The organism is Falsiroseomonas ponticola (assembly GCF_016805305.1).
In the GTDB taxonomy this organism is placed as follows: Bacteria; Pseudomonadota; Alphaproteobacteria; order Acetobacterales; family Acetobacteraceae; genus Falsiroseomonas; species Falsiroseomonas ponticola.
The window spans coordinates 40,378-59,451 of record NZ_JAERQN010000004.1; the positions used below are offsets into that span (position 1 = coordinate 40,378).

Consider the following 19,074-nt stretch of genomic DNA (forward strand, 5'->3'; position numbering starts at 1 on the left):
GCGCGCCGGTGGAACGTGGATCATTCGAACCAGGGGGACCCGCCCCCCAAGGCGGGTCGTGATGGGATGAGAAAGGCGGCAAGGATCACCCTGTTCGTCCAGGAACGCGATGGCGGCCTGGACACCACGCCGGACCTCGAACTCCTGCACGCCCTGCTCCAGCAGACCCCCCTGGTGACCCGCAACGATGACGGCAGCCGGACCTATGTCTTCGACCTGGTCGATCCCGCCAGCGCCGCGCGGGACCTCGGCATCGCCAACCGCATGCTCTCGCTCGAATCGCTGAAGGCCTGCAGCACGGCGCTCAGCCGCACGGCCCGCGCCATGGGCCTTCCCCTCACCGCCGCCCTCGCCGATTCTGCGGAGGTGGTGGCCGAGGCCGAGATCCGCTCCCAATTGCCGGCATCGCGCCAGCGCATGCAGGCTTAGCCACGCCCAGCCGGTCTCACCGGACGGGACATGTGCGACAGGGCCATGCCCTGCGCCGCGCCGCCACCGCCGCTCCACAGCCCCTCGACAGCCACCGCGCCCGGCGTCAGTTTCCCGCGCGCCCATCGTGGCACGCCGCAACCGGGACAGGCCCATGCTCTTCGACTTCGACGCGATGCCCCATGGCAACCGCTACAAGCTGCTCGTCTCCTGCGTCGTGCCCCGGCCCATCGCCTGGGTGGTGTCGCGGGATGCCGCCGGCGTGCTGAACGCCGCGCCCTATTCCTTCTTCAACGTGTTCGGGGAGGATCCGGCCGTCGTCGCCATCTCCTGCGGCCCGCGGCCGCAGGGCTCGGCCAAGGACACGCTGGCGAACATCGAGGCCACGGGCGAATTCACCCTCTGCCTGGTGCCGCATGCGCTGACCGAACAGATGGTCGCCACCGCCGCCGATTTCCCGCCGGAGGTCGATGAGCTGGCGGAAGCCGGCCTCGCCACCCTCCCCTCCACGAAGATCGGCACGCCGCGCATCGCCGGCAGCCCGGTCGCCATGGAATGCACGCTGTGGAAGACCATCCCCATCGGCGTCCACACCATGGTGATGGGGGAGGTGAAGGCGATGCATGTGGCGGATGAGGCGGTGATGAACGCCGAGCGCGCCTATATCGACACGCCGAAGCTCGACCTGGTCGGCCGCATGCATGGCCGCGGCTGGTATTCCACCACCCGCGACCGGATCGAATTCCCGCGCGTGACGCCGGAGGAATGGGCCGCCCGCAAGAAGCCGGCCGGGTAGCCAGCCGCCCATGTCCGCAGGCATGTCCGGCGGCCTGGCCAGCACGGGGGCCGCCCTGCCCCCCCGCCAGCCCGCGGCGCCGCGCCGCCGCCGGGCGGCGCCCGCCTGGGCCTGGGCGGCGGTGCTGGTCGCGCTGCTGATCACCGCGCCGCTCGCCTCCGTCCTCCTCACCGCCGCGACGCCGCTGCTCTCCCCGGCCGGCGGGCAGGCCTGGGCGCATATCCTGCGGACCATGCTGGCGGAGTTGCTGGTCAATTCCGTCCTGCTTTCCGTCCTGGTCGGGCTGATGGCGGCCAGCATGGGCGCGGTCGCGGCCTGGCTGGTCTCCACCTGCGCCTTCCGCGGCCGGACGGTGCTGGAAGTCGCGCTGCTGCTGCCCATGGCCATGCCGGCCTATGTCTGCGGCTATGCCTATGTCTGGCTGCTGGACGTGGCGGGCCCGGTGCAGGAAGCGATCCGCGCCGCCACCGGGCTGCGCTACGGCCAGTACTGGTTCCCGGAAATCCGCAGCCTGCCGGGCGCGGCGCTCATGCTCGCCGCCGTGCTCTACCCCTATGTCTACCTGCTCTGCCGCAACGCCTTCCTGCAGCAGAGCGTCTGCCTGCTGGAAGCCAGCCGCACGCTGGGCCACGGGCTGCCCCGCACCTTCCTGCATGTGGCGCTGCCCATGGCGCGCCCGGCGCTGGCCGCCGGCATCGCGCTGGTGACGATGGAGGTCCTGGCCGATTTCGGCACGGTGCAGCACTTCGCCGTCCGCACCTTCACCACCGGCATCTACGATGCCTGGTTCGGCCAGGGGGATCGCCCCGCGGCCGCGCAGCTGGCGGCCTGCCTGATGGGCGTGGTGGCGCTGCTGCTGCTGCTGGAACGCCTGTCCCGCGGCGGGCGGCGCTACCACCCCACCACCACCCGCCACCCGCCGCTACGCCCGGTGGTGCTGCGCGGCTGGAAGCAGGCGGCCGCCATCCTGGCCTGCGCCGCGCCGGTGATGCTGGGCTTCGTCATCCCCGGCGCCACGCTGCTGGCGCTGATGCTGCAATCCGGCGATCCGCTGGATGCCCGCCGCACCCTGCCCTTCGCGCTCAACAGCCTCACGCTCGCCACGGTCACGGCCGGCATCGCGGTCACGCTCGCGGCGCTGCTGGCCTGGGGCCACCGGCTGCATCCCTCCCGCCTCCGCGCCGCCGCCAACCGCCTCGCCTCGCTCGGCTATGCGCTGCCGGGCTCCGTCATCGCGGTGGGCACGCTGGTGCCCTTCGCGCTGTTCGACAATGCGGTGGATGCCTGGATGCGCGCGCGCTTCGGCATCTCCACCGGCCTCCTGCTCTCCGGCACCATGGCGGCGCTGGTCTTCGCCTACCTGGTCCGCTTCCTCGGCGTGGCGCTGTCCGCCGTCGAATCCGGGCTGACGCGCGTGAAGCCCAGCCTCTTCGCCGCCGCCCGCGTCCTCGGCAGCACGCCCGGCCAGGCGGTGCGGGAGGTGGAGCTACCCCTGGCGCGCGGCGCCCTCCTCACCGCCGCCATCCTCGTCTTCGTCGATACGATGAAGGAGCTGCCCGCCACCCTGATCGTCCGGCCCTTCGACTTCGACACGCTGGCGGTGCGCGTCCATTCCCTGGCCTCCGACGAACGCCTGGCGGAGGCCTCGACCAGCGCGCTGCTGATCGTCGTGGTCGGGCTGCTGCCCGTCATCGCCCTGGTGCGCGGCATGCGGAAGGGCTGAGGCTGCGCCCTGGCGCCCCGGCCCGGGCGCCCCAGATAGGGCGTGCCGTGCCGACCATCCCCCGCGGAGAAGGTCCCCGCCATGATCCCGACGCGCCGTGCCCTCCTCCCCGCCTGCCTCGGCGCCGCCGGCTTCGGCGCCGCCCTGCTGTCCCCGCCCGCCGCCACCGCCGCCGCGCCGCCCCGCGGCGGGCAGGTGGCGGGCTGGTACCGCTTCCGCCTCGGCGCCTTCGAATGCACCGTGGTCTCCGACGGCGCCATCGCCCTGGCGCCGCCCTTCCCCACCTTCGGCGGCAGCGTGGCGACGGAAGCGGAGGTGCGCGCCGCGCTCCGCCGCGCCTTCCTGGCGGAGGACCGGCTGCCCACCGCGATCAACTGCCTGGTCGTCAATACCGGCAGCCAGCTGATCCTGCTGGATGCCGGCGTCGGCGCGCAGCCCGTCTTCGGCCCCGGCACCGGGCGGCTCGTGGAGTTGCTGCTGGCGGCCGGCATCCAGCCCGGGGAGGTCGACCTGGTCGCCTTCACCCATGCCCATCCCGACCATGCCTGGGGCATCGCGGATGCGGCGGGCAACAGCGTCTTCCCGAACGCCCGCTACGCCATGTCCTCCACCGATTTCGACACCTGGACGAATGAGGCGCTGCTGGCCCAGCCCGATCCCATCCGCGGCTTCGTCCAGGGCACCCGCGCCGTGCTGCTGCCGCGGCGGGACCGCTTCGCGATGCTGGGGGTGAATGCGGAGGTGGCGCCCGGCATCCGCGCCGTGCCGACGCCGGGCCACACCCCCGGCCATGTCGCCTTCCACCTGGAAAGCGAGGGCGCGCGCCTGCTGGTGCTGGGCGACATCGCCAACCACCATGTGCTGGCGCTGTCGCGCCCCGACTGGCCCTTCGTCTTCGACAGCGACCCCGCTCAGGCCAGCACCACGCGCCGCCGCACGCTGGACATGGCGGCGACGGAGCGGCTGCAGGTGCTGGGCTACCATTTCCCCTGGCCGGGCCTCGGCCATGTGGAGGCCTCGGGCCAGGGCTTCGCCGTCGTCCCCACGCCCTGGCAGTGGGGGTAGCCGCGCCTATTCCTGGTCGGGCGCCGCGTCGCTGTTCAGCAGGATGTAGCGCTCGATCCCGATCTGGCGGATCAGGTCGAACTGGCGGTCGAGGAAGTCCTCGTGCTCCTCCTCATTCGCCAGGATCTTCAGCATCAGGTCGCGGCTGACATAGTCGCGCACGCTTTCCGCATGCGCGATGCCGTCGCGCAGATCGACCAGCGCCTTCTCCTCCAGCTTCTGGTCGGCCTCCAGGATCTCCTGCACGCTCTGCCCGACGAGCACCTGGTTCAGCCGCTGCACGTTCGGCAAGCCGCCGAGGAAGAGGATGCGCTCGATCAGCCAGTCCGCGTGCTTCATCTCCTCGATCGATTCCTCGTATTCCTTGCGCGCCAGCTTGGTCACGCCCCAGTGGCGCAGCGTCCGGCTGTGCAGGAAGTACTGGTTGATCGCGGTCAGCTCGTTGGTCAGCTGGGCGTTCAGGTACTCGATCACCTTCTGGTCACGCGGCATCGGTGGCATCTCCGGCTTATGGTGGCAGCGACCGGATCGTCACCGGGTCGCAGCGCCGGCGCCGGCCCGCACCATCTCGAGGATGGTGCGGGTGCAGCACCCGCATTGCGCCTGGCACCCGCAGGCCGCGTAGACATCATGCGGCCTGTCGGCACCCGCCGCCACCGCGGCGGCAATCTGCTGGTGGGTCAGCACGTTGCAGAGGCAGATCACCATGGCGCCAGCCCTCCGTTAACGCTCGACTCGCGGCCTTCAGCGCCAGCCGGCGCGCTGCATGATCCGCAGCGCCTCGGCCGCGTTCTCGGCCGACTGCGTCGCATGCACCGGCTCCGCCCGGAATTCGCCCATCGCCACCAGCGCGGGGTGCAGCGGCACGCCCGCCACCACCGGGTATTCCATGTTGCCCAGCGCGAAGATCTGCTGCGCCTCCGGCGTCGTCATGAATTCCATGAAGCGCACGGCGTTGTCCCGGTTGGGGGAGGTCCGCACCAGCGCGACGCCGGAGATGTTCACATGCGTGCCGCGATCCCCCGCGCCCTGGTTCGGGAAGATCACGCCGATGCGCTGGAACAGCGCCTGGTCCGCCGGGTTCTGCGACGCGCCGAAATGGCCGAGGTAGTAGGTGTTGCTGATCGCAAGCGTGCACTGCCCCGGCGGGATGGCGCGGAACTGGTCGCGGTCGCCGCCCTGCGGCGGGCGGGCCAGGTTGGCGGCCACGCCGCGCGCCCAGGCCTCCGTCGCCTCCTGCCCGTCGGCGGCCAGGATGCTGGCGGCCAGGCTGACATTGTAGGGGTGGTTGGCGGCGCGGACGCAGATCTGGCCGCGGAAGCGCTCGCTGGCCAGGTCCTCGTACCGCGTCAGGCCCTGCGGCACGCCGCGCGTCTTGTCGTACATGATGACGCGCGCGCGCTGGGAGACGGCGAACCAATGCCCCTCCGCATCGCGCAGCCCGGCCGGCACCCGCTGCTCCAGCACCGCGGAGCGCACGCCCTGCGTCACGCCGGCATCCTTGGCGCGCGCCAGCCGCGCCGCATCCACCGTGATCAGCACATCGGCCGGGCTGTTCGCCCCCTCCGTCCGGATGCGCTCCACCAGCTGGTCGGCATCGCCCTCGATCAGGCGGACGCGGATCCCCGTCTCCCGCGTGAAGGCGTCATAGAGCCGGCGGTCGGTGTCGTAGTGCCGGGCGGAATAGACCGCGACCTCGCCGCGGTTCTGGGCCTGGGCCTGCGGCGCCAGGGCGGGCGCGGCCATCAGCAGCGCGGCGAGCATGAGGCGGCGGGGGGCAGTCGCGTTCATTGGGGGCCTTTCCGTGTGGCGTGGCCCGGGAATATCGCAATTGAGAAGCGTTCGCAAGAACAACCGGCACCGCCCACCGCTACCCACCCGCCCGCGCCGCCGCCAGGAAGGCGCGGATGGCCGGCGTGCCCGCCAGGCGCCGCGGGTAGTAGAGGAACAGCCCCGGCTCCGTGATCGCGCTGTCCGGCAGCAGCTGCCGCAGCCTGCCCTCCCGGATCGCCCCCCGCACCGCCGGTTCGAAGACATAGGCGATGCCGAGTCCCGCCAGCGCCAGGTCCCGCGCGAAGCCGGGGTCGCTGACGCGCACGGTCCCCGCCACCGCCACCGCCACGTCCCGCCCACCCTCCCGCAGCTCCCAGGCATAGACGCGGCCGGAGGCCAGCAGCCGGAAGCCGATGCAATTGTGCCGCGCAAGCTCCGCGATCGCCGCGGGCTCCCCATGCGCCGCCAGGTACCCCGGCGAGGCCACCAGGATGGCCTGGAAGGGCGGCGTGAGGCGCATCGCCACCATGTCGGCCGCGATCATCTCCCCCAGCCTGATCCCGGCATCGAATCCGCCGGCGACGATGTCCGTCAGCGCATCGTCGCTCGCCACCTCCACCGTGAGCGCGGGATGCGCCCGCGCCAGCCGGGCCAGGATCGGCGCCATCACCATCTCCACCGCGATGCGCGGCGCGTTGATGCGGAGCAGCCCGGCCACCTCCCCCTGCCCCGCCCGCAAGGTGGCCGCCAGCCCGCCGATCTCGTCCAGTGCGCGGCCGGCGACCGCCGCGAAGCGCTCGCCCGCCTCGGTCAGCGCGACGCTGCGGGTGGTGCGGCGGAACAGCGGCGTGCCCAGCCGCTCCTCCACCAGCCGCACGGCGTGGCTGACGGCGGAGGCCCCCATGCCGAGCTCTGCCGCCGCGGCCGCGAAGCTGCGATGCCGCGCCACGGCGACGATGGCGGGGAGATGCGGCAGCAGGGTCCGGTCCATTCATGAGCCATATCGCATGACCCCTGCCGAATGCACGGTGTTATCGCAGGACGCCCCGCGCCCCATCCTTCGCCCAACCGGAACCCCGCGAAGGATCTGCCTCCATGACCGCCCCCGTCTGGTTCATCACCGGCGCCGCCACCGGCTTCGGCCGCGCCTTCGCCCTCGAAACCCTGGCCCGCGGCGGCCGGGTGGTGGCGACGGCGCGCGACCCCGCCCGCCTGGCGGACCTCGCCGCCGCCGATCCCGCCCGCGTGCTGGCCGTGGCGCTCGACGTCACGCGCCCCGGCGACGCGGCACGCGCGGTGGAGGCCGCCATGGCGCGCTTCGGGCGCATCGACACCGTCGTGAACAATGCCGGCTTCGGCCTGGTCGGCGCGGTGGAGGAGACGCCGCTCGACGAATTCCGCGCGGCGCTGGAGACGATGGTGATCGGCGCCGTCGCCGTGACGCAGGCGGCGCTGCCGGTGCTGCGCGCGCAGGGCAGCGGCGCGGTGGTCAACATCTCCAGCATGGGCGGCCAGCTCAGCTTCGCCGGCTTCGGCGCCTATTCCGCCGCGAAATTCGCGCTGGAGGGGCTGTCCGAGGCCCTGGCGCAGGAGGTCGCGCCGCTCGGCATCAAGGTGCTGATCGTGGAGCCCGGCGCCTTCCGCACCGATTTCGCCGGCGCCGCGCTGCGCCGCATGCCGGGGATGGAGGCCTATGCCGCCAGCGTCGGCCCCATCCGCGCCTTCGCCGAGGGCATGCACGGCACCCAGGCCGGCGACCCCGCCAAGGCCGCGCGCGCGGTGCATGCCGCGCTGGCGGCACCGGTCACGCCGCTCCGCCTCGCCCTCGGCCAGGACGCCATCGACGCGGTGCGCGGCCATGCGCAGGCGCTGCTGGCGGAGATGGCGGCGTGGGAAGCGGTGGGCGCGGATACGCGGGTGGAGGCGGGGTGACGGGCCAGGCCCGCGGACTGACCCGCAAGGTTGGCGGCTGGTGGCGACGCCGCCGCCCGGCACGCCGGCCCTGACGCTTGCACGGTGCGTCCGCCGCAATCGGGCGGCGTGACCGGCGCCTCCTCCCGCGCCCCTTCACGCCAGCCAAGCCCCGAACCCGCGCGCCCAGGTTGATCAACGCTCCGTGTCTTTGGCCCGGCCAGCCGCCAGGAAACCGTGTACACGTCCTGAACGAGAACGGGAGCGGCCGACGGGCGCCAGCAACCCGGCCGCGCAGCCGCGCCGCGCCCATGGGCGGCTGACAACAGAACCACGCGCCTGTCCGCACGGAAGGCGTGACGACCCTGCCTGGCGCGCCGGTCGCGCCGGGCACCGCATCCGCGGACGCGCCGTGCACGGCACCGCCCGCGGAGCACCCACCACCGACCAGTGCCGCATCCCGGCACGACCCGGTTCCGGACACCCGGATCCGGGACGAAGGCGGCGCGCCCGGCCCATGGCTGGCGCGGCCAATCCGCCCATGGCTGGCGCGGCTACGCCGCCCATGGCTGGCGCGGCTACGCCGCGACGCTCCGACGATTTCAAGCAAGGGACTTGCGAACCATGGCTGCAACGGACGCTCTTCACATCTCCTTCGACGATGGCTTCGGCTCGATCGGCAATCTGTGGAACGTGGACGCCTCGGTCAGTGGCGAGGTGACGCTCTCCGGCTATTCGGCGATGATGGAATGGGCCGTGGGGCGGGATGCCGGCCACGGCTACGGCACCTACACCATCAATGCGAAGGCCGAGGGCAATGAGCCCGGCCCCGCCATCATCTTCTGGCCGGGCGACAACCAGTGGCCGGGCCAGGAAATCGACCTGCTCGAGATCACGCCGGACGGCTCCGGCCGCCAGTACGGCACGCTGCACTGGAACGAGGGCGGCCACGATGCCTATGAGGCCGTGGTCTATGACGGCGTCCAGGGCGGCGTCTTCCACGACTACACCATGGTCTGGGAAGCGGGCCGCATCACCTTCAAGGTCGATGGCGTGGAGAAGGCCGTCTTCACCGACAACGTGCCGGCCGATTTCGCGCATGGCGGCATGAAAAACACCATCGGCTTCCTGAACAACAACCCGGACACCTCCATCACCGTCCGCGACGTGACCTACACGCCGCTCGGCGGCGCGGCGCCGGCACAACCGGCCGCGCCCGCCGTGGAAACGCCTCCGGCCATCGCCGAGGTGGTGACGGGCGAGGAGCAGTCCTGGGATGACTATGCCTACGAGGTGCCCGAGCAGCAGGCGGCCTGGGCTGCGGAGCCCGAGGGCGACCCGCGCTTCCAGCCCGGCCCGGACGGCGTCATCGACTGGGATGCCCTCGCCGCGAAGGTGATGGCGAATTACGAGGCCACCGGCAGCTGGTTCGTCTGACGGCGACCGGCGGCGGCATCCTCGCGGTGCCGCCGCCAATGCCTGGTTCCGCACGAAGCCCGGTTCGCTCACGCGCGGGGTATCGCGGACTTCTCCGCAATGTCCGGCCCTCCTTCCCGCATCTCCCACGCAGGGCCGCCTATCCCGTGGCGGCCGGCCTCGTCCGCGCTTTCGCCAAGCGCATGCGCCGCCACGGGAAGGCGCGGCGCTCAGGCTGCCGGGAACGACGACGACGGTCCTCGCGCCAGCCAGCGGAGACGATGCCTGCACCGGCCGGGTCATCAATCGGGTGCCTCTGCGCGCCACCGTCCCGGCAGCGCGATGGGGCGGATGCCGTCAGCGGGACCTGGAACTGGAAAGGTCCCTCGCGCCCGTCATCACCTTCTCGAACTGGAAGGCCTCGCCATCACCGCCGGGCAGATCGTCCTGGAGGGGCTCGTTCGGATGGCGATGGTGCGCGTTGAAGAACTCGATGATCCTGAAGCCGCACTTGTTCACGTAGAAATGGATGTTGCGTTTCTCGAAGTATGGCGTGTGCGTCTGCCATGTGATGGTCTCGGGAAACATCCGCTCGATGGCAAGCCAGGCCCGCAGGCCGATCCCCCGCCCTTCCTCGCCCAGCTTGACGAAGAAGAGATCGAGCTCGTTGTGGTGGGTTTCCCGGTCGATGGTGAGGACGGCGCCACCGACCTTCCGGCCATCGCGGAGGATTCGCAGCACCACCGCCTTCGGGGCGGCGATCGCACTGTCGAGTACCTCGTCGGACGGGATCGGCCCATCCGGCAGCGCGCCGAACTCACGGATGACGGAGACGGCGAAGGCGTCCTGCAATTCCTTCTTGAAGGCGGGGATATCGGCAGGATCGGCCGGGGCGAGGGAGATCAGGTCGCTTGGCATGGCGCGTCTATCATCGCCGCGCCCGCGATGGTCAAACGGCGATGGCCGGTTCCGGGCCACCGCCAGCCGGCGCTCCCCGACACCCTTCCCCTCCGCCCCGCCCCGCCCCACCATGCGCGCCGGAGGACACCGCCATGCGCAAGCGCCTGCTGCTCGCCCCCCTGCTGCTGGCCCTCCCCGCCATGGCGCCGGCCTGGGGGCAGGACCTCCCCGTCACCGCCGTCACCCTCTCCAATGCCGGCCTCGCGCAGATCGAGCGCGCCGGCCGCCTCGCCCCCGGTGCCGCCCTCTCCTTCCGCGTGCCGGTCGAGGATGTGGACGATGTCCTGAAATCCCTCCTGGTCCGCGACCCCGCCGGGCGGGTGGAAGGCGTGCGCCTGCCCGCCCAGGACCTGGTGGCGGAGGCCTTTCGCGGCCTGCCCCTCAAGCCCGAGGATTTCGCCAACCGCGCCACCCTGCTCCGCGCGCTCCGCGGCCAGGCCGTCGAAGCGGCGGGGGCCAGCGGCCGCCTGGTGGATGCGGAGGAGGTGCAGGCCCCGAACGCCGCCCCCGCGCTCCGCCTGACGCTGGTCACGGAGCAGGGCCTGCGCAGCCTGGCCCTGCCGGATGGCGATGGCATCCGCTTCGCCGATCCCGCCCTCGCCGCCCGCCTCCGCCGCGCGGCGGAGGCGCTGGCCGCCGCCAGCACCGCCGACAGCCGCGTGGTGGAGATCCGCCTGGCCGGCGCCACCGCGCCGCGGGAGGTCTCGCTCGGCTACGTCGCCGCGGCCCCCCTCTGGAAACCCTCCTGGCGCCTGGTCGTCCCGGCCTCGACCGGGGAGGCGCGGCTGCAGGGCTGGGCGGTGGTGGAAAACCGCTCCGGCGCGGATTGGGACCAGGTCCGGCTGGCGCTCGTCTCCGGCAATCCCGCCGCCTTCCACCAGGCGCTCTACGCGCCCATCCGCGTCGCGCGGCCGGAATTGCCGGTGCGGGTGGCGGAAGGCGTCTCCGTCCGCGCCGATACCGGCGCCACGCCGCCGCCCCCGCCCATGCCCGCCCCCGCCATGGCCGCCATGCCCATGCCCGCCCCGGCGCCCGCCGCCCGCGCGCTGGGTGGCGCGGCGCCGGAACAGGCGGTGCGCTTCGCCGACAGCATCGCCGCCGTCCCCGCCGCGCTCCCCGCCTCCGCCGCCGGCCGCGTCGCCTTCGCGCTGCCCAACCCCGTCACGGTCCGCAGCGGAGAGACGGCGAACCTCCCCTTCCTCGATGCCGCGCTGCCGGCGGAGCGGGTCTGGTGGGTGCAGGACCTCTCGGCCCGCAACCCGCTCTCCGCGCTGCGGCTGCGCAACACCTCCGGCCACACGCTCCCCGATGGCCTCGCCACGCTCTATGGCGCGGAGGGGCCGGAGGCCGGCGCCTTCCTGGGCGATGCCGAGATCCGCGCCGTGGCGCCCGGGGAGACGCGGCTGATCGGCTTCGCGCGGGACCGCGACCTCCGCCTCTCCGCCGCCAGCGCCAGCGGGGAACGGCCGGTCGGCGCGGAATTCCGCCGCGGCGTCGTGGTGCTGCGCGTGGTGCTGCGCCAGGAATCCGCCCTGGCGCTGGACCCCGGCGGCGCCGAGGCCGGCCGCGGCGCGCGCATGATCGTGGACCTGCCCCGCCGCCCCGGCTTCTGGCCCCGCTTCCCCGTCGCGGCGGAAGGCGATTTCGGCCTGCGGCATGAGGTGGTGCTGGATGGCGGCCCGCAGACGCTCCGCTTCGCCTGGGAACAGGAGAACCGCCGGGAGCTGCCGGTCTGGGATGCCGGGCTCGGCGATCCCCTGCTGCTGCGCTGGCGCGACATCGATGTGGAGCAGAGCCTGCGCCGCCTGCCCGGCGGGCCCGCGACGCTGGAGAACCTGCGCGCCACGCTGGAACGCCTGCCGGCCGAGGCCCCGGGCCGGGACCGCCTGGCCGCGCTGGCCGATCGCCTGGCGGAGTTGCGCGGCCTGCTGGATGCCGCCCGCACCGCCATCCGCGGCTACCGCAGCGCGGAAGCCGCCCTGGCCCGCGCCCGCAGCGCGGCGGAGGACCGCACGGGCGCGGAGCGGGAGGAGGCGCGCCGCCGCCTGAACGCCGCGAGCGTCGCCGCCGAACGCGCCGGCGCGGCCGCCGATTCGGCCTGGGATGGCTGGGCCCGCGCGGCGCAGGAGATGCTGGCACGGATGGAGTGAGCCGGCGCCGGATTTTCCTGGCCGCCGCGCTGCGTTCCCTCTATGTTCGTCATATCACCCCCGGAATCGCGCCCGCACCCCCGCTGAATCGCGACTAAAGGTGCATAAACGGCATAATCGGCTAAATCGGGTTAGCGACTAAAATGCCACACTGACCGCGCGTTCAGGCTTCCTCGCCGGCGATCATCGCCTCCAGCGTCGGCAGCTCGTCGGCCTCCTCCGCCGGCTTGTCGGCGCGGATGCGGGCGATGCGGGGGAAGCGCAGCGCGACGCCCGATTTGTGCCTGCCGCTGCGCTGGGCGGCGTCGAAGATCACCTCCAGCACCAGGCCCTTCTCCACCTCCCGCACCGGGCCGAAGCGGGCGGTGGTGTGGTTGCGGATCCAGCGGTCCAGCCACAGCAGTTCCTGGTCGGTATAGCCGGAATAGGCCTTGCCGATCGGCACCAGCTCCCGCCCGCCCGCGCCATCGGGCCGCCAGAGGCCGAAGGTGTAGTCGGAATAATAGCTGCTGCGCTTGCCGTGCCCGCGCTGCGCATACATCAGCACCGCATCCACGCCGAGCGGCGCCCGCTTCCACTTCCACCACAGCCCCTTGGTCCGTCCGGCGACATAGGGGCTGTCGGCCCGCTTGATCATCAGCCCCTCGATCGCCGCCGCCCGCGCCCCGTCGCGGATGGCCGAGAGCTGCTCGACGGAGGCGAAGGCGATCTGCGCGGAAAGGTCCATCCGCGCCGGCCTCACCCGCGCGAGCCAGGCCTCCAGCCGCGCGCGGCGTTCGTCGAAGGGCAGCGCGCGGAGGTCCTCCTCGCCCTCGAAGAGGATGTCGTAGAGCCGGACGCCCACGGGATGCGCCGCCTGCATCTTCGCGCTGACGATCTTGCGGTTCAGCCGCTGCTGGAGGTCCGCGAAGGGCGCGACCTCCCCATCCCGGATCACCAGCAACTCGCCATCCAGCACGGCCCGGAAATCCATGGCGCCGATGATCTCGGGGAAACCGGAAGAGATGTCCTCCGCGCCCCGGGACCACAGCCGCCGCCCGCCGCCGGTGGCGGAAAGCTGCACGCGGATGCCGTCCCACTTCCACTCCGCCCGGTGCTGCGCGGGGTCCAGCGCCGCCAGGTCCGGCTCCTCCAGCGGATGCGCCAGCATCAGCGGCCGGAACACCGGCAGGTCCCGCGCATCGGGCTGCGGCCCGCGCTTCTCCAGCCAGGCGAAGAGGTCGAGGTAGGGGACGGTCAGCCCGTGCCACACCTCCTCCACCGCGCCGACATCCTCGCCCGCCCATTCCGCCAGCGCGGTCTTGGCCAGGCGCGCGGAGATGCCGACGCGCAGCCCCCCCGTCACCAGCTTGATCAGCGCCAGCCGCCCATTGGCGTCGAGCGTGTCGAGCCACCCGGCGATGAGGCTCGGCAGCTCCGCCTTCGCCGTCGTCTCCAGCGCCTCCACCACCTCGGCCAATGAGGGCGGCGGCGCGTTGACGCCGGCGCGCGGCACCCAGATCAGCGCCACCGTCTCCGCCAGGTCGCCCACATAATCGTAGGAGAGGTCGAACAGCACCGGGTCGCTGCGCGATGCCGCCAGTTCCCGCACCAGCGCCGGCTTGGCGGCGCTCAGCGTCAGCTCCCCGGTCAGCGCCGCCAGGCCGACGCCGCGATCCGGGTCCGGCTGCGTCGCGAACCAGTGCCGCAGCAGCGCCAGCTTGGCGTTGCGCCCGGGGGTGAAGGCCAGGCGCTCCAGCAGCGCCGCGAAGGCCGGCAGGCTCATCGCTTGTCGCCCCGCCGAGGCTGGCTTATCCACACGGCGCCGTGAACAGCCTGACGCCCCTGCCCCTTTCCCCCGCCGACCCGGCGGTGGCGGAGGCGTCGGCGCCCGAATTCTCCATCTGTACCTTGGTGACGGACCACGCCCAGTGGCGCGCCATGCAGGCCAGCTTCGTGGCGCATGGCTTCGGGGATGCGGAGTTTCTCCAGCTCGACAACAGCCAGTCGAACCGCTGATGCGGCTATGCCGGCCTGACGGAGATGATCCGCCGCGCCCGCGGCCGCTATGTCATCTGCTGCCACCAGGATGTGCGCCTGATCGGCGACGGCGCCGCGGTGCTGCGGGAGAGGCTGGCGGCGCTGGAGGCGCATGACCCCTCCTGGGCCATCGCCGGCAATGCGGGCGCCTCGCCCGAAGGGGACCTCCTCATCCGCATCACGGACCCGCATGGCGCGGACCAGAAGCGCGGGCCCTTCCCCGGCCTGGTCCACAGCCTCGACGAGAACTTTCTTCTGTTGAAGGGCGGCACAGGGATCGTGCCGTCTCCGGACCTCGCGGGCTTCCACCTCTACGGCACCGATCTGTGTCTTGCCGCGCGGCAGGCCGGGCGCAGCGCCTGGGTGATCGATTTCCACCTGCATCACCTCAGCCCCGGCCGCGTCGATGCCGGCTTTCTCCGGTGCCAGGCAGCCTTCGAGAAGGCCTGGGGGCGGCGGATCGGCCAGGCGTCACGCATCCGCACCACCTGCACCACCCTCACGCTGCGCGCCGGGCTGCGCGGGCATCTCCTCGGCGCCTGGCGCCTCGCCCGCCGGCGCTGGCGCCTCTAGCGCCTCATCCTCCTCCCCCCGGCCGAGCAGGTGCAGCGCGCGGCCCTTCACGCCGCGCAGACCCATGGCATGCACCAGCGCGTCGTCCCGCCCATGCGTCACCCAGACCTCCGGCGCCCGCACCTCCTCCACCGTCTGTAGCAACTCCTCCCAGTCGGCGTGGTCGGAGACGATCAGCGGCAATTCGACGCCCTTCGCCTTGGCCCGCTGGCGCACGCGCATCCAGCCGCTGGCCGCGCAGATCACGGGCTCCGCCAGGCGCCGCACCCAGGGCGTCGCCTCCGCGCCCGTCGGCGCCAGCACGATCTCGCCCGCCAGCAGCCCGCCGCCGCCGCGCCTGGCCGGCATCGGCACGGGTTGCAGGTCGCCAAGGTCGATGCCGTGCCGGCCATACAGCTCGCACATCGCAAGCAGCCCGCCATGCAGCCAGATCGGCCGGTCCCACCCCGCCCGGCGCAGCAGCGCGATCAGGCGCTGGCACTTGCCCAGCGCATAGACGCCGATGAGGTGCGCGCGGTCCGGGAAAAGCCGCACGCTGTCCAGCAGCCGCGCCACCTCCGCCTCCGCCGGCGGGTGGCGGAAGACCGGCAGGGCGAAGGTGGCCTCGGTGACGAAGACGTCGCATTCCACCGGCTCGAACAGCGTGCAGGTGGGGTCCAGCCGCCGCTTGTAGTCGCCGGAGATCACGATCCGGCTGCCCTGCCAGTCCAGCACCACCTGCGCCGATCCCAGCACATGCCCGGCCGGCACCAGGCGGATGGAGACGCCGTTGCGCACCACCCCCTCCCCGTAGCGCAGCGCCTGCTGGACATGGCCGGCCCGGCCCTCCCCCATCCGCTGGGTCATGATCGCCAGCGTCTCCGGCGTGCCGAGCACGGCGCCGTGGTCCGGCCGGGCATGGTCGGAATGGCCATGGGTGATGACCGCGTGCGGCACGGCCCGGACGGGATCGATGAAGAAGTCGCCGGGTTCGCACCACAGCCCCTGGGGCGTGACGCGCATCCAGGTCGCGGGGTGCGGCATGGGCGGGAGATCGGGCGCCCGCCCGCCGGGTCAAGCCCCCGCCGGCCGCGCGGCGCGGCGGACGATCACGGTCGCTTGATTACACGCGGGGCGTTAGGACGCGCCCAATCCCTCGCCAGTAAGATGTACCCGGCGCCTGGGCCGCGGGACCGGGCCGGGCGCCGGCCACCCCTACGGAAGACGCCATGACCGAGATCGACATCGCCGCGACCGACGCCCTGTCGGAGGAGCTGAGCCGCACCATCCGCAGCGCCCTGAAGAAGCAGCGGGGGGAGGCGGTGGAGCGGGGCCTGAAGCGGATGACCGGCTGCTTCGTCGCCAGGAACGCGGCCGGGGAGAGCGTGGGCGCGATCCAGCTGCGCGGCGCGCTGGGCGTGGCGGAGATCGAGTACCTCTGGGTGGCGGAGACGGCGCGTAAGGCGGGCATCGGCCGCCGCCTGCTGGAAGCCGCGGAGGATGGGGCCCGCGCCGCCGGCCTCGACCACGTGCTGGTCCGCACCTATGGCTACCAGAACCCCGGCTTCTTCCGCCGCCACGGCTACCGCGAACAGGGCGTGCTGCCCGCGCGGCAGGAAGCGGCGTCCATCACCTGGCTGGCCAAGCCGATGCAGGAAGCGGCGGAAGCGGCCCCCGCCCCGGCTGAACCCGTGGCCGCGCCGCCCGCCCCGGCCCCCGCGCCGCCGCCCGCCCCCGCCGCCCGCAAGCCGCCCGCCAAGCCCGCCGGCAAGCAGGCAAGGCGCCGCCGCCGGCGCTGAGCGCGCCCGGCCGGCCCGGCCCCTGCCGGTCTGGCCAGCCGCCGGCCGATCGGCCATGGTGCGCGGCCAGGCTGCCGGCGCGGCCGCCGCGCGCGGCCCGCCTCACCGCCCCGGCCCGGATGCGCCTGGATGCGCGCCGGGCAGGGGGAGCAGCACGCCGCGATGAGGATCGCCGCCTTCACCATGGTGTTCAACGAGCCGCTGTTCCTGCGGCTCTGGGCCGCGCATTACGGCCGGGAACTGGGCGCCGGGAACCTCTTCTGCCTCGACCATGGATCGACCGATGGCAGCGTCGCGGGCGTGGTCGCCAACACCATCCGCCTGCCGCGCGGCGAATTCGCGGAGGTGCCGCGGGCGAATTGCGTCAGCCACTACCAGGCCGCGCTGCTGTCCTACTACGACGCCGTCATCTTCTCCGACGCCGATGAATTCCTGGTCGCGGATCCCGCTCGCTATGCGGGCCTCGCGGATTTCATCGCGCGGTCGCCGCATGCCACGGTGCGCGGCATCGGCTGCGACGTGGTGCAGGTGGCGCCGCAGGAAGCGCCGCTCGATCCCACGCGCCCCATCCTCGCCCAGCGCGGCTTCGCGCGGTTCAGCCCGCGCTACTGCAAGCCGCTCATCTCCCGCGTCCCGGTGACCTGGCGGCCCGGCTTCCACAATTGCGCGCAGCCCGCGCCGGTGGATCCGGACCTCTACCTGTTCCACCTGAAATTCGCCGATGCCGCGCTGTTCCAGGCCGCGCAGGCCAAGCGCCGGGCCGTGGTCTGGTCCGAGGAGGCGATCGCCAGCCACCATGGCGGCCATTGGCGGGTGGAGGCCGAGAGCCTCGCCGCCCGCGCCTTCCCGCGCGGCGCCCCCGCCGATGCGCCGGAGCTGGGGGAGGCCGCCTTCCGCGCCCTGCTGGCGGAACCGGCGGCGGCGCGCGACCAGGCCCGGCTGCGCGCGGCCTTCCGCATCCCGGCCCGCTTCCACCTCTCCATCCCCGCCCTGCCCGGCGCCGCGCCCCCGCCCGAGCCCCCACCCGAGGACCCCCCCGAGGACCCAACCGCGGCGGCCCCCGAGGCACCACCCCCCGAGACAACACCCCCCGAGGCACCTGCCATCGCGGCCACGCCGCCGGACCGGCACCCGGAGGCCGAGCGGAACCGCGCCCTGCTGCGCGCCTTCCTGGCCGAGCCCGTGGCCTATGACGCCGAGCCCGCGATCGAGCACCACGAGAACGCGCTCCTCCTGCCCTCCCTGCGCCTGGCGTCGATGAGCGACCCGGCCATCCAGGCGGAGCATGGCGGCCCCCGCTATGGCGGCACCGCGGTGGATGGCGGGCCCTACACCGCCGCGGGCGCCATCATCCGCCGCGCCCTCTACCGTGCCGGCGGGCGCATCCACATGCCGCGGCCCGACCCCGCCCTGGCCATGGAAGCCTGCGCCGCCGGCTTCCGCACGCCGGTCACGCAGCGCGGCCGGTGGGTCTATGCCGGCGGGCTGCACCACCATTTCGGCCACTTCATGATGGAGAGCCTGAGCCGGCTCTGGGCCATGGAGACGCTGCGGGACTGGGCGGACGGCATCGTCTGGACCCTCGCCTCCCCCCGCCCGCACAACGGCGCCCGCTTCGCCAGCGTCACGCTGCAGCGATCCTACATCCGCGACACGCTCCGGCTGCTCGGCCTGGGGGAGAAGACGCTGCACGTCGTCACCCGCCCGACCGTCTTCGAACAGCTCGCGGTGCCCTCCAACCTGATGTTCAACGCATCCCCCAATGTCGCGGCGGGCCACGCCGCCTTCCGCGACTTCGTCCGCCGCATGGCGGCGGGCGCGGAGGCCGCCCCGCTGCCAGGCCTCTACGTCTCCCGCGCCGGGCTGGTCGCGCCGGCGCGCTTCGCGGCGGAGGATGCGCTGGAGGATGCCTTCGCCCGCGCGGGCTGGCAGGTGCTGCGGCCGGAGGAACGCTCCGTGCCGGAGCAGATCGCGCTCTACCGCGCGGCCCGGCGCCTGGTCTTCGCCGAGGGCTCCGCCCTCCACCTCTACGCCTATGTCGCCCGGCCGGACCAGCGCGTCGGCATCATCCTCCGCCGGCTGCCCGCCAAGGCGAAGTTCGCCCAGCAATTACTGGGCTTCGGGGTGGAGGAGGTGCATGTCGCCGACGCCGTCGCCGGCATCGCCCTGCCGGAAGGCGCGGCCGAGCTGAAGGGCCGCTCCGCCGCCGCGGCCAAGGGGGCGACGGTGCTGGATTACCGCCGGCTGGGCGACTGGCTGGTGGCCAAGGGCTTCCTTTCCGCCGCGGAGCGCGAGGCCGGCTGGGGTGAGCTGGATGCGCTGCCGCTGCCGGCGGAAGCCCCGGCGGGCGCCACCAGCGGCCCCTTCATGGTGCCCCGCGCGACCCTGTTCCCCGCCCGGCCGCGCGCCAGGGCGGCCCCGCCCGATGCCGGGGCGGACCACCCCTTCCCCAATCCCGAAGCGGCGCCATAATGGGGAGGG

General features: G+C 73.1%; 18 protein-coding genes. 11 read left to right on the forward strand and 7 right to left on the reverse strand.

Annotated elements, in window-relative coordinates; genetic code table 11:
- Positions 1-66: 66 nt before the first annotated feature.
- The 4 genes from JJI54_RS13470 (at position 67) to JJI54_RS13485 (ending at position 4,013) form a co-directional block, all read left to right on the forward strand.
- Positions 67-429, forward strand: coding sequence for a hypothetical protein (locus JJI54_RS13470; RefSeq protein WP_203073532.1), 363 nt, complete (start codon positions 67-69; stop codon positions 427-429).
- A gap of 154 nt (positions 430-583) precedes the next feature.
- Complete coding sequence (locus tag JJI54_RS13475) at positions 584-1,225, forward strand: flavin reductase family protein (protein WP_203073533.1); 642 nt, start codon at positions 584-586, stop codon at positions 1,223-1,225.
- Positions 1,226-1,235: 10 nt separating this feature from the next.
- Entirely contained in the window at positions 1,236-2,948 is a 1,713-nt protein-coding gene (locus JJI54_RS13480; protein WP_203073534.1) for an ABC transporter permease, read from the forward strand.
- Between the two features lie 81 nt (positions 2,949-3,029).
- A complete protein-coding gene (locus JJI54_RS13485; protein WP_203073535.1) occupies positions 3,030-4,013 on the forward strand; it encodes an MBL fold metallo-hydrolase in 984 nt (327 codons plus the stop codon).
- A gap of 6 nt (positions 4,014-4,019) precedes the next feature.
- Here JJI54_RS13485 and bfr read toward each other — a convergent pair whose 3' ends face one another.
- The 4 genes from bfr to JJI54_RS13505 form a co-directional block, all read right to left on the reverse strand.
- Positions 4,020-4,505: a bacterioferritin gene (gene bfr / locus JJI54_RS13490; protein WP_203073536.1), complete on the reverse strand. Its 486-nt coding sequence runs from the start codon at positions 4,503-4,505 to the stop codon at positions 4,020-4,022.
- Between the two features lie 39 nt (positions 4,506-4,544).
- The gene (locus JJI54_RS13495; protein WP_203073537.1) at positions 4,545-4,721 is read right to left on the reverse strand and encodes a (2Fe-2S)-binding protein; all 177 of its coding nucleotides are present in this window, start codon (positions 4,719-4,721) and stop codon (positions 4,545-4,547) included.
- A 36-nt stretch (positions 4,722-4,757) separates the two neighbouring features.
- Positions 4,758-5,804 carry a Fe(3+) ABC transporter substrate-binding protein gene (locus JJI54_RS13500; protein ID WP_203073538.1) on the reverse strand — a complete coding sequence of 349 codons (1,047 nt, stop codon included), beginning with the start codon at positions 5,802-5,804 and terminating at the stop codon, positions 4,758-4,760.
- 79 nt (positions 5,805-5,883) lie between these two features.
- Positions 5,884-6,777 carry a LysR family transcriptional regulator gene (locus JJI54_RS13505; protein WP_203073539.1) on the reverse strand — a complete coding sequence of 298 codons (894 nt, stop codon included), beginning with the start codon at positions 6,775-6,777 and terminating at the stop codon, positions 5,884-5,886.
- Between the two features lie 104 nt (positions 6,778-6,881).
- On the opposite strand from JJI54_RS13505, the gene JJI54_RS13510 reads away from it, so the two are divergent.
- Positions 6,882-7,718: an oxidoreductase gene (locus tag JJI54_RS13510; protein WP_203073540.1), complete on the forward strand. Its 837-nt coding sequence runs from the start codon at positions 6,882-6,884 to the stop codon at positions 7,716-7,718.
- 603 nt (positions 7,719-8,321) lie between these two features.
- A complete protein-coding gene (locus JJI54_RS13515; protein WP_203073541.1) occupies positions 8,322-9,134 on the forward strand; it encodes a family 16 glycosylhydrolase in 813 nt (270 codons plus the stop codon).
- Between the two features lie 336 nt (positions 9,135-9,470).
- Here the strand turns inward: JJI54_RS13515 and JJI54_RS13520 are convergent, their stop codons facing one another.
- A complete protein-coding gene (locus JJI54_RS13520; protein ID WP_203073542.1) occupies positions 9,471-10,031 on the reverse strand; it encodes a GNAT family N-acetyltransferase in 561 nt (186 codons plus the stop codon).
- A gap of 134 nt (positions 10,032-10,165) precedes the next feature.
- On the opposite strand from JJI54_RS13520, the gene JJI54_RS13525 reads away from it, so the two are divergent.
- A complete protein-coding gene (locus JJI54_RS13525; protein WP_203073543.1) occupies positions 10,166-12,223 on the forward strand; it encodes a DUF4139 domain-containing protein in 2,058 nt (685 codons plus the stop codon).
- 163 nt (positions 12,224-12,386) lie between these two features.
- Here the strand turns inward: JJI54_RS13525 and JJI54_RS13530 are convergent, their stop codons facing one another.
- Complete coding sequence (locus JJI54_RS13530; protein WP_226381750.1) at positions 12,387-13,988, reverse strand: cisplatin damage response ATP-dependent DNA ligase; 1,602 nt, start codon at positions 13,986-13,988, stop codon at positions 12,387-12,389.
- A gap of 41 nt (positions 13,989-14,029) precedes the next feature.
- On the opposite strand from JJI54_RS13530, the gene JJI54_RS13535 reads away from it, so the two are divergent.
- Positions 14,030-14,221 carry a hypothetical protein gene (locus JJI54_RS13535; RefSeq protein WP_203073544.1) on the forward strand — a complete coding sequence of 64 codons (192 nt, stop codon included), beginning with the start codon at positions 14,030-14,032 and terminating at the stop codon, positions 14,219-14,221.
- A 24-nt stretch (positions 14,222-14,245) separates the two neighbouring features.
- Positions 14,246-14,815 carry a hypothetical protein gene (locus tag JJI54_RS13540; RefSeq protein WP_203073545.1) on the forward strand — a complete coding sequence of 190 codons (570 nt, stop codon included), beginning with the start codon at positions 14,246-14,248 and terminating at the stop codon, positions 14,813-14,815.
- On the opposite strand, the gene JJI54_RS13545 is transcribed toward JJI54_RS13540, so the two are convergent.
- Positions 14,714-15,838 carry a ligase-associated DNA damage response exonuclease gene (locus tag JJI54_RS13545; protein WP_203073546.1) on the reverse strand — a complete coding sequence of 375 codons (1,125 nt, stop codon included), beginning with the start codon at positions 15,836-15,838 and terminating at the stop codon, positions 14,714-14,716. The genes JJI54_RS13540 and JJI54_RS13545 overlap by 102 nt on opposite strands.
- Positions 15,839-16,023: 185 nt before the next feature.
- On the opposite strand from JJI54_RS13545, the gene JJI54_RS13550 reads away from it, so the two are divergent.
- Together JJI54_RS13550 and JJI54_RS13555 are read left to right on the forward strand one after the other, a co-directional pair.
- The gene (locus JJI54_RS13550) at positions 16,024-16,593 is read left to right on the forward strand and encodes a GNAT family N-acetyltransferase (protein ID WP_203073547.1); all 570 of its coding nucleotides are present in this window, start codon (positions 16,024-16,026) and stop codon (positions 16,591-16,593) included.
- 129 nt (positions 16,594-16,722) lie between these two features.
- Positions 16,723-19,065, forward strand: a complete 2,343-nt coding sequence (locus JJI54_RS13555) for a glycosyltransferase 61 family protein (RefSeq protein ID WP_203073548.1) — start codon at positions 16,723-16,725, stop codon at positions 19,063-19,065.
- Positions 19,066-19,074 lie beyond the last annotated feature (9 nt).

Coding starts and splice junctions, on each gene's coding strand:
- JJI54_RS13525 (WP_203073543.1), top strand. CDS start 10,166: ATGCGCAAGCGCCTGCTGCTCGCCCCCCTGCTGCTGGCCCTCCCCGCC.
- JJI54_RS13480 (WP_203073534.1), top strand. CDS start 1,236: ATGTCCGCAGGCATGTCCGGCGGCCTGGCCAGCACGGGGGCCGCCCTG.
- bfr (WP_203073536.1), bottom strand. CDS start 4,505: ATGCCGCGTGACCAGAAGGTGATCGAGTACCTGAACGCCCAGCTGACC.
- JJI54_RS13475 (WP_203073533.1), top strand. CDS start 584: ATGCTCTTCGACTTCGACGCGATGCCCCATGGCAACCGCTACAAGCTG.
- JJI54_RS13550 (WP_203073547.1), top strand. CDS start 16,024: ATGACCGAGATCGACATCGCCGCGACCGACGCCCTGTCGGAGGAGCTG.
- JJI54_RS13510 (WP_203073540.1), top strand. CDS start 6,882: ATGACCGCCCCCGTCTGGTTCATCACCGGCGCCGCCACCGGCTTCGGC.
- JJI54_RS13485 (WP_203073535.1), top strand. CDS start 3,030: ATGATCCCGACGCGCCGTGCCCTCCTCCCCGCCTGCCTCGGCGCCGCC.
- JJI54_RS13495 (WP_203073537.1), bottom strand. CDS start 4,721: ATGGTGATCTGCCTCTGCAACGTGCTGACCCACCAGCAGATTGCCGCC.
- JJI54_RS13515 (WP_203073541.1), top strand. CDS start 8,322: ATGGCTGCAACGGACGCTCTTCACATCTCCTTCGACGATGGCTTCGGC.
- JJI54_RS13505 (WP_203073539.1), bottom strand. CDS start 6,777: ATGGACCGGACCCTGCTGCCGCATCTCCCCGCCATCGTCGCCGTGGCG.
- JJI54_RS13470 (WP_203073532.1), top strand. CDS start 67: ATGAGAAAGGCGGCAAGGATCACCCTGTTCGTCCAGGAACGCGATGGC.
- JJI54_RS13500 (WP_203073538.1), bottom strand. CDS start 5,804: ATGAACGCGACTGCCCCCCGCCGCCTCATGCTCGCCGCGCTGCTGATG.
- JJI54_RS13555 (WP_203073548.1), top strand. CDS start 16,723: ATGCGCGCCGGGCAGGGGGAGCAGCACGCCGCGATGAGGATCGCCGCC.
- JJI54_RS13530 (WP_226381750.1), bottom strand. CDS start 13,988: ATGAGCCTGCCGGCCTTCGCGGCGCTGCTGGAGCGCCTGGCCTTCACC.
- JJI54_RS13545 (WP_203073546.1), bottom strand. CDS start 15,838: ATGCCGCACCCCGCGACCTGGATGCGCGTCACGCCCCAGGGGCTGTGG.
- JJI54_RS13540 (WP_203073545.1), top strand. CDS start 14,246: ATGATCCGCCGCGCCCGCGGCCGCTATGTCATCTGCTGCCACCAGGAT.
- JJI54_RS13520 (WP_203073542.1), bottom strand. CDS start 10,031: ATGCCAAGCGACCTGATCTCCCTCGCCCCGGCCGATCCTGCCGATATC.